9 protein-coding genes and 1 tRNA gene are annotated in these 15,627 nt (G+C 33.2%); 8 read left to right on the forward strand and 2 right to left on the reverse strand.

From position 1 onward, the window contains the following. Positions 1-50: 50 nt before the first annotated feature. On the reverse strand, positions 51-278 hold the full coding sequence (locus tag KO515_RS05970) for a hypothetical protein (RefSeq protein ID WP_215935455.1): 228 nt from the start codon (positions 276-278) through the stop codon (positions 51-53). Positions 279-744: 466 nt separating this feature from the next. Between KO515_RS05970 and KO515_RS05975 the strand changes: the two genes are divergently transcribed. The 3 genes from KO515_RS05975 to KO515_RS05985 are packed head-to-tail and all read left to right on the forward strand — an operon-like array spanning position 745 to position 7,944. After that, entirely contained in the window at positions 745-1,911 is a 1,167-nt protein-coding gene (locus tag KO515_RS05975; RefSeq protein ID WP_215935456.1) for a Pycsar system effector family protein, read from the forward strand. A gap of 16 nt (positions 1,912-1,927) precedes the next feature. Next, complete coding sequence (locus tag KO515_RS05980) at positions 1,928-4,264, forward strand: hypothetical protein (protein WP_252723788.1); 2,337 nt, start codon at positions 1,928-1,930, stop codon at positions 4,262-4,264. Positions 4,265-4,278: 14 nt separating this feature from the next. Next, a complete protein-coding gene (locus tag KO515_RS05985) occupies positions 4,279-7,944 on the forward strand; it encodes a metallophosphoesterase (RefSeq protein ID WP_215935457.1) in 3,666 nt (1,221 codons plus the stop codon). Positions 7,945-8,123: 179 nt separating this feature from the next. On the opposite strand, the gene KO515_RS05990 is transcribed toward KO515_RS05985, so the two are convergent. Continuing rightward, positions 8,124-8,205: transfer RNA gene (locus KO515_RS05990), tRNA-Leu, on the reverse strand. A 153-nt stretch (positions 8,206-8,358) separates the two neighbouring features. Here KO515_RS05990 and KO515_RS05995 point away from each other — a divergent pair. The 5 genes from KO515_RS05995 (at position 8,359) to KO515_RS06015 (ending at position 15,566) form a co-directional block, all read left to right on the forward strand. Further along, complete coding sequence (locus tag KO515_RS05995; RefSeq protein WP_215935458.1) at positions 8,359-9,747, forward strand: dipeptidase; 1,389 nt, start codon at positions 8,359-8,361, stop codon at positions 9,745-9,747. A 379-nt stretch (positions 9,748-10,126) separates the two neighbouring features. After that, positions 10,127-10,492: a BlaI/MecI/CopY family transcriptional regulator gene (locus KO515_RS06000; protein ID WP_092445140.1), complete on the forward strand. Its 366-nt coding sequence runs from the start codon at positions 10,127-10,129 to the stop codon at positions 10,490-10,492. Positions 10,493-10,494: 2 nt separating this feature from the next. After that, the gene (locus KO515_RS06005; protein ID WP_215935459.1) at positions 10,495-13,800 is read left to right on the forward strand and encodes a M56 family metallopeptidase; all 3,306 of its coding nucleotides are present in this window, start codon (positions 10,495-10,497) and stop codon (positions 13,798-13,800) included. A gap of 153 nt (positions 13,801-13,953) precedes the next feature. Next, on the forward strand, positions 13,954-15,054 hold the full coding sequence (locus KO515_RS06010; protein ID WP_215935460.1) for a DUF4407 domain-containing protein: 1,101 nt from the start codon (positions 13,954-13,956) through the stop codon (positions 15,052-15,054). A gap of 44 nt (positions 15,055-15,098) precedes the next feature. After that, positions 15,099-15,566: a YybH family protein gene (locus KO515_RS06015; protein WP_215935461.1), complete on the forward strand. Its 468-nt coding sequence runs from the start codon at positions 15,099-15,101 to the stop codon at positions 15,564-15,566. Positions 15,567-15,627: the final 61 nt, after the last annotated feature.

The raw sequence follows: 15,627 nt of genomic DNA on the forward strand, positions 1-15,627 counted from the left end.
GCTCAAATGAGCACCTTTTTTATATCCGTTAACTAAAATTAACTCTAATATTATACTTGGAATGTATTGGTAAAACTTCTAGAATTATCACTTACAGTTCCCGCGACAAATGTTTTAAAAACCATATAAAATTTAGAGTATAAATTCTCTAATCCTAAATACACTTTATTAGATGTCTGCTTTTTTTTCATTCCTTTAGAAGATTCTGATGTATTTTCAGTTTTTGTTCCTAAAGTTACAGGCTGCCAAATTGTTGGGTTAATTGTTATATTTTTCATAATGTATACTTTTAAATTTATTAAAGAAATATGAAATATCTCTGGGACAAATTTCGGAAGATATAAGCAACTAGAACATTACACCATTATCGTATTTATATATTATTTTAACTATTTGTAAACCACAAATTCACAATACGGGTAATATTGCATAGTTCTATGGTAATAATGTAAAGACCGAGATGAATTCCTATGTTTTATGAGTAGATAGATTAATAAAAATTAAACGTCATTTTCACTGAGTCTTTTTAATTCCGTAATAAATAAGAATCCTTCTCTCTATTTTCACAAATAACAGTGAAAGGTCGGGTTTAGCTCTTCGACTTACATAAAAGTCATAAATGATATAACTCAACAGAACCACTATTAACCTATGTTATTCATATAGCAAGAATAAAAAAGGGGTTATAAAGTTCATAATTTCTTTAAATGATTTCGTATATTAAAAACTACGTAACTTTGTAATATGGAAGAAAAGCTTTTACTCGATGTAGAAATATATGTTGCCGAATTGTTAAATAAACAGCTCGCCCCAACAAACTATTATCACAATGCTATTCATACTAGAAAGGTTGTTGCTAGTATAACTGAATTAGCTAAAAGTGAACAATGTTCAGAACAAGAGACTTTCGTTTTGTTATTAGCTGGATGGTTTCATGATACTGGATTTATTTATACTGATGTAGGTCATGAAGAAGAAAGTGTAAAGATTGCGCAATCGTATTTAAAAGAGCAAAACTTACCACCAGACACTCTATCCCAAGTTGAACAATTAATATTGGTTACAAAAAAAGGCATTAAACCGACCAATATGTTAGAAGCTATTATTAAGGATGCTGATTGTGGTCATATCACTTCCGATAATTATTTAGACATTTCAGAAAATCTATTAAAAGAACTGAATGCTAAAAATGAAGAGCCTCTTTCTGATAAGGAATGGATGCAACAAAATCTCGAGTTTCTTAAAAACCACACCTTCTATTCCGATTCGGCTAAACAACTTTGGCAATCTAAAAAGGAAATCAACCAATTAGAAATTCAAAAAAAATTACACAAGCTATCTCAAAAGAAAAATAAAAAAAATAAAAAATCAAGATTTGGCAGAGGTGTCGAAACGATGTATCGTGTACAATTAAAAAACCACATAGAATTAAGTGCTATTGCAGATACCAAAGCGAACATCCTACTCTCTGTAAATGCTATTATCATTTCTGTTGCTTTGTCTAATTTAATACCTAAGTTAGATAACCCCTCAAATTTATTTTTGGTATACCCTACTTTAATCTTAATGCTTTTTAGTGTGGCATCAGTAGTATTATCGGTATTATCGACGCGTCCTAAAATATCTAATGTCGCCATTACAAAAGGTATGATTAAGGAGAAAAAGACAAATATTCTCTTTTTTGGAAATTTTCATAAGATGAGTTTGAAAGATTTTGAATGGGGAATCGACTACTTAATGGACAATGAAGAAACATTATATAACTCGCTTACTAAAGATTTGTATTATTTAGGATTAGTGCTTAATAGAAAATATAAATTACTACGAATCACGTATACCGTTTTTATGTTCGGAATTATTATATCGGCAGCATCATTTATCTATAGTTACTATATAAACATGCCTTTGTAATTTTAATTTAAACACTATGAAAAATAAAACTACAGGACCCTTTAAGGTAAATATATCTTTACGTTTATTAAAGGATAAGTTTGAAGATTTATTAAAATCTAATAATGCCGCGATTCAACTGCAAGCCAAGCAAGCTTTAGAATTATTTGACAAGCATCCTATACTATTAACGGGAACATCTTCTACTGAAGAGTTTTTAAGTAATATGCCTGTTATAGATCAGTTGATGTCCTATATTTTCCCACCTGCTTTAACTGAGAATGAAATCAAAGCTGCTGTAACACCCTATACAAGCGATATTTTGCATTGTAGCTCAAGATTAGAACATATAATAGCGAATGCTGATACACAAGAAAATATTTTCAATAATCTTTACAAGGATTACGAAGACTCTTTCGATTTATTGACCTATGCTATCATATTAAATGTTTATTACAAATTTAATGTCGATTTTGAACGACCAAAAACCTTATCTATTACTGATAAAAATGGAGAAAGTAAGCGCTATCGTGTAGCCTTTAATGCTGATTTTCTCAACATCTATCCCAATGAAAACGCGATTGACATTACCGAGGATATTGTAGACGAATTATTAAGCAACGCCAATACAATTGAAATCTGGCAAAAATACTTTCCAAAAGATTCTTGGACTATTGACGGCTTCGGAATTATAAACCTCATAGACACCTCGCTAGATGAACGCATAGATGATTTTAAAACGCATTTAATACAACCTAACAGCGAAAGCTTTCAATACCTTATACAAGATATTAGACGCATTTTTAATATTCCAGATTTGCAACTCGGTAGTTATAGTGTGGATCATAATAAAATTGTTTCACCATTTGACAGAAATTTCAATACGTTAACCTTAGTACAAAACGAAGATGTTAGCATTAACGACTATGGTTGCGAACATATTAATTGTCAACTTTTTAAGGACTGTAAACCGATTATTATTTCAAATGTAGAAACGTATCACAACCAGACTAATGGCAATAGACTTAGCCGAACATTATTAAACAAAGGGTTAAAAAGTGTGGCGCTTATTCCTGTTCCTATTAACGGAGCATTAGGTTTTATTATAGAATTAGCGGCCTTTAAAGTGAATCAACTCAATGCCGTTAATATGGTGAAGTTAGATTCTATTTTGCCTTTTATTTTAAGCTATTCTAAACGGACATTTTCAGAACATCAGAACGAAATTAGTGCTATTATACAACAAGAATGTACTGCAATTCACCCTTCTGTGCAATGGCGTTTTGAGGAAGAAGCCAACAAATACATTCAAGAAAGAAATTATGGTGAAAACCCTGTGTTTGAAGAAATTGTTTTCAAAGATGTTGTACCGCTTTTTGGTCAAATTGATGTCGTTGGTTCATCAAACGCTAGAAATGAAGCCATAATTGTAGATTTAGAAAGACAATTAGAAAAAAGTAAACAAATACTTCGCCATAGAATTAAAATAAATTTACCGTTCTACGAACAATTAATTTACCAAATTGATAAATATTTACTGGAATTAAAACAAAATTTCCATACCAATACAGAACAAGAAATTAATATCTTTTTTCAAAAACAACTGTTCCCACTTTTTGAATTTTTTCAGAGTAGTTCTAAGAGTAGTACAGACGTTGACGACTTCTTAAAAACAATCGATAGAACAACTAGTAGCTTATACGATGCCAGAAAGGCTTATGATGTAACCATTGAGCTAGGAAACAAAGCGTTGTCTTCATTTTTAGATCAACAACAACTAAAGGCACAAGACATATTTCCGCATTATTTTGAAAAATTTAAAACCGATGGTATAGAACACAATCTCTATATTGGACAATCTATTACTAACCGTCTAAACTACCATCCTACGGTTTTATACAACTTGCGCTTATGGCAGCTGCAAGTGGCTTGTGAAATGGAGGCGATGTATTATGAAAAACAGAAAGAGTTTCCTTTACAATTAGAAGTGGCCTCATTAATTCTTGCTTATGACGTTCCTATCACCATTCGCTATCGCATAGACGAAAAACAATTTGATGTTGACGGTGCTTATAACGTCCGATACGAAATGATAAAAAAACGCATCGATAAAGCTCTTATAAAAAACACCAATGAAAGGCTTACACAACCGCATAAACTTTCTGTAGTGTATTCAAGCAACGCTATGGAAAAAGAATATTTAGCTTATTTCGAATTTTTACAAGCTAAAAATTACATCGGAAATAATCTAGAAATCGTAGAGTTAGAAGAACTTCAAGGAGCTAGTGGCATAAAAGCTATTAGAGTAGATATAAATAGAAAGCTTCAAAAAGTATCCGATATTTTTACCATAGAAGATTTACAAAGCGTGTAAAAACGGACGATTTTATGAAAGCAAAATTACTATTCGGTTTTATGATTACTGGATTTCTTATCAGTGGTTGTGCCACCTATAATCCCTATAATGCGAATTCAAGTTATGATGAACTTAAACGTATAGATAATACCACGACCAACGTTTTTTTAATAGGCGATGTAGGTAAACCTGAAGCAGATGGCACCGCACCAAAATCATTACTAAAATTACAGCGTCAATTTGGTAAGGCTAATAAAAATGATGTGCTTTTATTTCTTGGCGATAACATCTACCCTAAAGGGATTCCTCTAAAAAATGATACAGCCATTAAAGAAGCTGAACATGCTTTAAACCTTCAATTAGAAGTCGCTAAAACATTTCCTGGAAGTGTTTATTTTCTTCCCGGAAATCATGATTGGTACAGCGGCTTAAAGGGCTTGAAACGACAAGAAAAAATGGTCGAGAAGGCCTTAGGAAAAAACACGTTTCAACCTGAAAACGGCTGTCCTATTGAGAAAGTAAATCTCAGTGACGATATTATTATGCTCATTGTAGATTCGCACTGGTATATTACCAATTGGAATAACCACCCTACTATTAATGATGATTGTGAAATTAAAACAAGAGCTGACTTTTTAGACGAATTCAGAAGTGAAATAAAAAAAGCACGCGGTAAAACAACTTTAGTTGCTATTCACCATCCCATGTATAGTAATGGGCCACATAATGGACGCTATGGTGTAAAGGAAAACATGTCACCAATTCCTGTGCTTGGTACCATAAAAAATATTTTAAGAACCACTACCGGAATCGTAAATGCCGATTTATCCAATCAATTTTACAATGAACTCCGAAAAAATCTTGTAGTCGCTGCACAACAGAATGAGAATGTTATTTTTCTTTCAGGTCATGAGCATAATTTACAATATTTAGAGCTTGAAAATGTGACGCAAATTGTAAGTGGTTCTGGTTCTAAAACAACACCTGTAAGAATGCGTAATCCAAATAATTATGGCCATTCGGTTCCGGGTTATGCGGTATTAAATATTGGAAATGACAAAGCTATAGATGTTCAATATTATAATTCAGTTACAGAGCAAGTTGAGTTTTACAAACAAATAAAACAAGCTGAACAAGGTACGACTATTAAATATCCTGAAATAGTTTTAGACTCTGTAAGCGCCTCAATTTACACCAAGGACGACACCAATAAATCTCGTTTTTATAAATTTCTTTGGGGCGAACGTTATCGCGATGATTACAGTACTAAAGTTAAAGCCAAGACCGTTAGTTTAGACACCTTAATGGGTGGCTTAAAACCCTTTAGAAAAGGTGGAGGCACACAATCTAAGACACTACATTTAAAAACTGCTGATGGCAAGCGCTATGTTATGCGCGCCATGAAAAAGCAAGCCGATCAGTTTATGCAGGCTGCAATTTTACAAGATCAATATGTAGAAGGTGAATTTATAAATACCACTACCGAAGATTTATTAGAAGACGTTTTTGCTGGCGCTTATCCATATGCTCCATTCACCATAGGAACGCTTTCAGATGCCATTAATCTTTCACATTTAAATCCTAAATTATATTATATCCCAAAACAAAAAGCTTTAGGTTCATATAACGACGATTTTGGAAATGAGCTCTATCTCTTTGAAGAACACCCTTCTGATGGCCATACAGAATTAGGAACGGGAAATTTTTCAGGAGACATTGTAAGTACCGTAGATATGCTACAAGATGTGCTAAGTGATGAATCTAAAATTATTGATGAAAAAGAATTTATAAAAGCACGATTATTTGATATGCTTATCGGTGATCCTGACAGACACCAAGACCAATGGCGATGGTTAGTTTATGAGAATGACAAAAAAACAATTTACAAACCGCTACCACGAGATAGAGACTTCGCTTTTTCTAAAGTTTCTGACGGATTTTTATTTGGAGCAGGCGTAAAACTTATTCCCGCAGCAAGAAAATACAGAAAATACGAACCAGATTTAAAAGACGTCAAAGGATTTAACGTCTCTGGGTTTTCCTTAGATGTCGCCTTTATTAAAGAAGCTAATATAGCTGATTGGGATGAACAAGTACAATTTATTCAAGCTCAAATAACAGATGACGTTATCGATAGTGCTTTTAGTGATATCCCAAAAGAAGTCAATGCCCATAATATTGCTGCTATTAAATCAATTTTAAAAGATCGACGTGCTAATCTTCAAAAAATTTCTGATCGCTATATTAAGTTAATTAACAAATATGCCGTTATCACCGGAACCAATAAAGATGACTATATTAATGTGAAAGCCTTAAAAGATGGAGCAGTCGAAGTATCACTTTACCGCAAAAAAGATGACACCATTAAAGATCGTTTTCATCATAAAATCTATCAACCACAAACCACAAAAGAAATCTGGATATACGGATTGGACGACGATGATAGTTTTGAAGTTGAAGGCAAAATTTCTAAAATTAAAGTGCGTTTTATTGGTGGACAAAACAATGATGATTACAAAGTTGAGCATGGTAAAAACATAGTGATATACGACTACAAATCGAAGAAAAATGATTTAACAGCGGCTAAAAACGCGCGAATTAAACTAACCGACGATTACAACACCAATGTGTACGATTATAGAAAGCTGAAAAATAATACAAATCAAATTGTTCCTATAGTCGGCGCCAACCCTGATGATGGACTTAAATTAGGTTTTGCAGATACGTATACGACTTATGGATTTGAACGTAATCCGTTTACATCACAACACCAATTTAAAGCCGCTTATTATTTCGCAACTGAAGGCTATGAATTAGATTACAAAGGTGAATTTGCAAATGTTATTGGTGGACTCAATTTAGGATTTCAAGCACATTTCCAAAGTCCAAATTACAGCGTCAACTTCTTTGGTTACGGTAATGAAACTGAAAATTATGATGACGATTTAGGTTTAGATTACTATCGCGTTAAAACTCGAATTTTTAGATTTAGTCCTCAACTGATTTGGAATTCTAAACGCGGAAGCATAATCCATTTTGGTATTAGTTATGAAGTGAATGAAATTCATAATACTGACAATCGATTTGTATCGGATAACAACTTATTACCTGAAAACATTTTTGACGAAGAACATTTTGGGGGCGTAAATGCCGCGTATAACTATGCTAATTACGATAATAATGTCTACCCAACCAATGGTATGCATATCTCAATGGAAACAGGTTATAAAAACAACCTAGAGGTCAGCGATCGCAGTTTTGGATATTTGATAACAGATTTAGGGTTTGCAAGACAACTAAATCCATCCGGACGTTTAGTTTTCGCGACAAAATTTAAGAGTCATTTAAATTTTGGAGGTGGTTTTGAATTCTATCAAGCGGCTTCCATAGGAGGGCTTAATGGTTTAAGAGGTTATAGAAACGAACGTTTTACTGGCAAGAATGCTTTTTATCAAAATACCGATTTGAGATATAGTTTTAATCGTATTAAAACACAATTAATTCCGATCAAATTAGGACTTTATGGAGGCTTTGATTATGGTCGTGTGTGGACTGAAGATGATACATCTGAAAAATGGCACAATGCCTATGGTGGTGGCTTCTTCATTAATGCCATTGATATATTAGCTGCTAATTTAGGTGTATTTAATTCTTCCGATGGTGTTAGAGTTACCTTTGGAATGGGTTTTGATTTTTAAAACAACAGTATCCGACTACATTATTCTGATCTTAATAAAAAAGCTTTTCAAAATGAAAAGCTTTTTTTCGTACTACATGCAGAGAAACTGACTTCGACTGTACATAGCCTAAACTTCTTACATACACTTTATGGCATAAAAAAAACGTTTCTTAAAAAAGAAACGTTTTAGTCAAGTTGTACAGGCGGAGAGACTCGAACTCTCACACCTCGCGGCACTAGATCCTAAGTCTAGCGTGTCTACCAATTCCACCACGCCTGCATTCACCCAATAATTATTGGGTTGCAAATATAAACAATAGTTTGAATATACAAATAGTAAATTTTCAAGAATTCTAAATCATTTCTTAAATTTTTAAACAGATCCATATATTCGTCTTTAAATTCATATTTTTGAGTAAAATCAAACACTATTATGCAATCCATAAAATCTTATATCGACGATAATAAAGACCGTTTTCTTAGCGAGCTTATCGATTTACTAAAAATCCCATCCATCAGTGCAGACTCTGCTTATAAAGGAGATGTTTTAAAAACAGCAGACGCTGTAAAACTAAGTCTAGAAAAAGCAGGATGCGACCATGTGGAAATTTGTGAAACTGAAGGCTATCCTATTGTTTATGGCGAGAAAATTATAGATAAAAAATTACCCACCATATTAGTATACGGCCATTATGATGTGCAACCACCAGATCCATTAGATTTATGGAATTCACCTCCTTTCGATCCTATCATCCAAAAAACAGAATTACATCCGGAAGGCGCCATTTTTGCCAGAGGAGCTTGTGACGACAAAGGTCAAATGTACATGCACGTTAAAGCTATGGAATACATGACAACGAATAACGAGTTGCCATGTAATGTGAAATTTATGATTGAAGGTGAAGAGGAAGTTGGAAGTGTTAATTTATCGACATTTGTAAAAAACAATCATGAAAAACTAAAAAATGATGTCATTCTTATTTCAGATACAGGAATGATAGCGCCAGATGTTCCATCCATTACAACCGGTTTAAGAGGTTTAAGTTATGTTGAAGTTGAAGTTACAGGACCAAACCGTGATTTACATTCTGGACTATACGGTGGAGCTGTCGCCAATCCGATTAACGTATTAACTAAAATGATTGCGTCGCTTCACGATGAAAACAATCATATTACCATTCCTGGATTTTACGATAAGGTTGAAGATCTATCAGATGCTGAACGTGCTGAAATGGCAAAAGCTCCATTTTCATTAGACGCTTATAAAAAATCTTTGGATATCGATGCTGTGTATGGTGAAGCAGGGTATTCTACTAACGAGCGTAATTCCATTAGACCAACATTAGATGTGAATGGTATTTGGGGAGGTTATACAGGTGAAGGTGCCAAAACAGTAATTGCTAGTAAGGCTTATGCTAAAATCTCTATGCGGTTAGTACCACACCAGGAATGGGAAGAAATCACCGAATTATTTAAAACACATTTTGAAAATATTGCTCCAAAAGGCGTTACTGTAAAAGTAACACCACACCATGGAGGACAAGGTTATGTAACTCCTATTGATAGTTTAGGTTACAAAGCTGCTTCAAAAGCATATGAACAAACGTTTGGAAAAACGCCAATCCCTCAACGAAGTGGAGGAAGTATTCCTATTGTCTCGCTTTTTGAAGAAGAATTAAATAGTAAAACCATCTTAATGGGCTTTGGCTTAGATAGTGACGCCATTCACTCTCCAAATGAACATTTTGGCGTATGGAATTACTTAAAAGGTATTGAAACCATTCCGCATTTTTATAAATATTTTACAGAATTATCAAAATAAACCACGACGGACTAGAAGTCCGTAGTTTTGATAAAGAATGAATTTCTTTTTAAAAATCGTTTGTCATTCCTGCGAAGGCAGGAATCTAAAAATGTAGGATATTAATGGATTCCTGCCTTCGCAGGAATGACAAGTTGCGGTTAAAAGTTTATAGAAACTAAATTAACTGCAATGGAATTGCCGGGTTTTAATCTTTAACTAGATAAAAAATGATCAGTGGTTCAGGATTGCTAAAACCTATTTAACACAATACATTTAGACCCAAAAAAACAGAATCCGTTCCGCGTGAACGGATTTTTTTATTGATATTTTAACTCTACACTTGTAGAATTAAAACATATACTCTACATTTGTAGAGTTAATTCTAAATACATAGAGCATGCAACTTTCAAAAACCGAAGAACAATTAATGCAGTACCTCTGGAAGCTCGAAAAAGCTTTTATGAAAGATCTCTTAGATATCTATCCTGATCCAAAACCGGCCACCACAACAGTTGCCACTTTGCTTAAACGTATGATTGGTAAAGGTTTTGTAGATTATAAAACCTTCGGGAAATCTAGAGAATATTATCCTTTAGTGAAGAAAGAAGATTATTTCTCAAAGCACGTTAATGGACTCATTAAAACATTTTTTAATGATAGCGCTTCGCAATTTGCTTCCTTTTTCACGCAAAAAACCGATTTAACTAAAGAAGAGTTAGAAGCACTAAAGAAAATTATAGATACAGAAATAAAAAACCGATAATTATGGAAACGTATATTTTAAAATTTTCGGCGTGTTTAGCTGTATTTTGGTTAGTCTATGTGCTCTTTTTAGAACGGCAAAACATGCACCGTTTTAAACGTTTTTATTTACTAGGTGTATTAATCTTGGCATTAGTAATTCCTACGTTAACCATAACAGAATATGTTGAACCTTTTGTTACCAGTTTTGAAACGGCTCCTGAATATTTTTCAATAGAATTAGCAATAGAAGAAGTAACTATTGAAGAAGCGCCTTTCTTCAATTTAGAAACCACACTTTGGTTAATTTACGAACTTGGCGTTTTAGTATTTACGTCACGGTTTATTATAAATCTTATAAGAATGCAACGACGCATTTCTAAAAATGAAAACATCAACAAGCGCCCTTTCATTTATGTTTTATTACATGAAAATACAATTCCACATTCCTTTTTTAGATATATCTTTTTCAATAAAACAAGATATGAATCTGATAACATTCCGAAAGAAGTCTTAGTTCACGAAGAAACTCACGCTAGGCAATTACACAGTTTAGACATTATCATTCTAGAGTTGCTTCACATTATATTTTGGTTTCATCCCTTAATTTACATATTAAAACATCATGTAAAACTTAATCATGAATTTTTAGCAGACCAAGCCGTTTTAGAACAAGGAACGGACACTAAAACCTATCAAAATATATTATTACAATTTTCATCAAACACTCAAAATCATCAACTATCGAGTGCCATCAATTATTCATCCATCAAAAAACGATTTACAGTTATGAAAACACAAACATCAAAAACTAGAGTTTGGTTGAGTACCATATTAGTACTGCCAATTATTGCTGTTCTTTTTTACAGTTTTGCTGAAAAGGAATATGTTGAAAGAGAGACCACTGCTACTGTTAGTGCTATACAAGAGGAATTACAGAAGGCTAACTCCTTAAAAATGCAATATGTTGATGAAGCTTCTGAAAAACTAATGCAAGAGTATCGTGATTTTATGACAAAATTTAATGACACCAATGTCATTATTGGTCATACATATGAAAGAGCAGTTATTATCTATGATGAGTTAATGTCTAATGCACAACGTGCTACAGTTAAAAAATATCCTGAACAAAGGTTTCCACTAAGAAACTTATCTAAAGTTGAACCTAAAAAGCCAACATCTGCTCAATTTGAATCCTTTAAAAACTCTCAAGAATATGCAATTTGGATTGACAGTAAACTCGTTCCTAATTCTATTTTAAATAACTATTCAGTAAATGACTTTGTTCATTTTATAGGCTCTAAAGTTTATAAAAACGCTCGCAGTGAAAAGTTTCCACAGCCAAATCAATATCATTTATATACAAAAGCTGGATTTAAAGCAACATATCAAGATTCACAATTAAATCGTTATAATAATGCTTCCTCAAAATACTCAAATGCAATATCAAAATACTTAAAAGGATCACAAACAGATAATTCTGAACTTAAAATATTAAAGGCACAAATTGATAAACTCTATAATTCATTTACAAAAGAGGAGATAGAAAAGCATAATATTTTAATGGCACCACCTGTGCCAGCCCAATACACCAATTCTAATAATCAAGAAAAACCAATCATGGAAATCTTGATAAACAGAAATGGGGAATTAATGGTAAAAGACAATAATACTTCTATAGAGCGCATTGCGTCGAAACTAAAAACATTATCGAAGTCCTTTGATGATTCTAACTCAGTTTTCGTCAGAATCGATAAAAGTGATGCTTCAGAAAAGATATTAGAAAACGTAATCGCTTTGGTTAGAAAATATGACTTTAAGATTATTCAAGCTGATGCATCCTTAATAGCACCTCCTCCACCGCCTGTAAAACAAACATCTAAAGGAGGTCCAAACGTTGGTGACACTCAAAGTATATACAATCCTTCCTTTTTAGAATTTATAATAGAGATGGAAAACGAAGGTGCTTCTTTCTATTTAGATGATGAAGAAATTTCTGCTAAAGAAGCAAAAGCTATTGTCATAAACAACAAGGGCAAACGCACCAATATGACAACTCAAAAAGATGCTAACGGCAACTATTTAGTTAAACTTTCAAGTGCTGAGAAAAAAAAGATCTACGCAAGAAGTATTGAGTTAAAAGTTTTAAATGAAAATTCATATTTGATAGATGGTATAAAAGCAACAAAAGAAACATTTGTAGATGTATTTAATCAATTACATCAAGATATTACTCCAGAGCAGCGTAAAAATTATATGAATATTCATGTGAAATCTTCCAAAGAAATTTCAAATAAGGAAGTTTGGTTTATATATAATTCGCTTCAGGATTACGGATTTTATCGTATTATAGCACCAAATCAAGAAATAAATAGAGCGAAAGGTAATACGCCTTTTGCCATTGAAAGTCACGTTACTATTCAAGATATACCAACAGCAAAAGAAGTTGCAGAATACAATGATTGGGCTAAACAACTAAAAAAAGAAACGCTGGCTGCTCAAGAAGACGAACGCAATGGCAAAACTGCCAACTATCCTATTGTAAAACAAAAAGACTTAATTAAATATGTTGGAATCTACAAACGTAAGACTTCAACCCAGAAAGAAAATTCTGTAGAATTACCAATTGCGGATGATGAATTAAAAAATACAGGTTTAAAATTTCCACCACCACCTCCTCCTACTAAATCTCAAGATTTAAAAGAGAAGATTGTAATAGGTTATTCTTCTCCTAATAAAGCCAAAGAAAATAATGCAGAAGCATATTCTTCTTCAAGTAAACCTGAAGACCTAGAACCAATCACAGTACAAGGGTATCCGAGTAAATCTGCAGCAACATTAGACTATGTCATTAAAATGGCTAAAGGCAATGCAAAATTCTTTAATGAGGGAAAATCAATCTCATCTGATGAAGCTATTGCTTTGTTAAAAAAGAATCCAGAACTGAATGTCAATGCTCAAAAAACCGATACAGATCAACCTTTGATTTATATATCCAAGAAACCAATTCTTATCGGAGTGAAAGAAAAAGTTAAAAAACAAGAAAGCATTTTACCCATCATTAATGGTAAAACAATTAAAACAGGAAAAATAGCTTTAACAAGAAATGAGATTAAGGATATAATACTCAGCACTAAAAATGGAAAAGTAACTGAATTTAAGTTTAAAATTCCTGGTCAACCAACGCAGTATATAAAGAGTAATGTGTTAAATGCTGAAGCCCTAAAACATCTTGAAAGTGCAAAAAAAGATGATCAGCTTGTGCTGTTTGCGCTCAAAGATGGTTCTAACTCAGAGATAGCACCTATAGTTATTACTGTCACGGATTAAATATAATTGCAGTACCACTATTTTTAAATTTTCATGACTAAAGTCTCTTAATTGAGGCTTTTTTCATCTAAACATGTAACAAAAAGTATGTTTTAGCGTTCTAATAGTCAATCAATCAGCCTAATTTTTAGGTCAATCAAAAAACAAACACTTATGTTAAAGCAATTCTTTATCCTTTGCTCTGGCGCTGACACCGACATTTTAAACGACTGCTCCATTGGTGAGCAGAACAAATATGCTGGTATTGGAGCTACCGTTTTCTTTACCGCTGTTATGGCAACCATTGCAGCCAGTTATGCGCTTTTTACCGTATTTGACAATCTCTATGCTTCAATTTTCTTTGGACTCATTTGGGGTTTACTCATTTTTAATTTAGACCGCTATATTGTTTCAACGATTAAAAAGCGTGACAATATTTTAGATGAAATCCTTCAAGCGACTCCACGACTTTTTTTAGCACTTATTATTGCTGTCGTCATTTCAAAACCATTAGAATTAAAGATTTTTGAAAAAGAAATCAATCAAGTTTTATTGGAACAAAAAAATGATTTAACCTTAGCGAACCAGAATCAAATCGCTGAACAATTTAGTCCAAAAATTGCTGCGCTTGACAATGAAATTTCAGGCTTAAATGCTCAAGTTGATGCCAAAGAAGCGGAAGTCAATGGTTTATATGATACTTATATTTCAGAAGCTGAAGGCACAGCGGGTTCTAAACTTTTAGGCAAAGGTCCTGTGTATAAGGAAAAACGCGACAAACATGATGCTGGACTAGCCGAGTTACAACAATTAAAATCTGATACTAAAACTAAAATCGAAGCGCTTGAAACCCAAATAGCAACGCTTCAAGACGATTATGCTGCTAACGTTGAAATCACACAACCCATTATTGATAATTTTGATGGATTAATGGCGCGTATCACCGCTTTAGGAGAATTACCTTGGCTACCATCCTTCTTTATTTTTCTATTGTTTTTGGCGATTGAAACCTCGCCAATCATAGCCAAATTATTAGCACCAAAAGGCGAGTTTGATTATAAACTACAAGACCAAGAAACCACTATTCAAACCTGGACCATGCAAAAGGTTGCTGAACGCCAACTCCTTTTAAAAACCGATAACGACATTAACAATAAAGTTTACACTGAAATTGCAGATGAAGAAGACGTGATGAACTATAAGCGAAAACAGGCAAGAATTCTTATGCAAAATCAAGCCGATGCGTTTTTAAAACAACAAAAAGGTATACTTTAGAAAATTAGTTGTTATTTTTAAATGATAAACAACAACCAATTCTTATGAAATATATTCTCGCCATTGCCATAGTCCTATCGTGTTTTAGCTGTATTAGTATTAAGGCTGATGTGACCACAGAAACAACGCACAAAAGTGAATCTAACGAACTTGCTGAGGCAGGCATACGCTTAGTAATGGAAGCACAAGAGATTGCTTGGAACAATCATGATTTAGAAGGTTTTATGCAAGGCTATTGGAAAAGTGATTCCCTAAAATTTTACGGCAGTAGTGGGCTGACATATGGTTGGGATCAAACTTTAGCCAATTATAAAAAAGGGTATCCTACAAAAGCAGAAAGCGGCACCTTAAAGTTTGTCATTAATGATATTTCAAAAATTGAAGGTGATAATTATTGGGTGATGGGTGAATACCATCTAAAACGTGAAGTTGGAGATGCCAACGGTGTTTTTATGATAATCTTCAAAAAGATACAAGGTGAATGGAAAATTATCGCTGATATGTCTTGTTAAGTAAATTCAACAAGCAAAAAAATAAAGTGCATCCGAAATAGCCATCTATCACCACAGCGGT

The organism is Winogradskyella psychrotolerans (assembly GCF_018860545.1).
GTDB lineage: Bacteria > Bacteroidota > Bacteroidia > Flavobacteriales > Flavobacteriaceae > Winogradskyella > Winogradskyella psychrotolerans_A.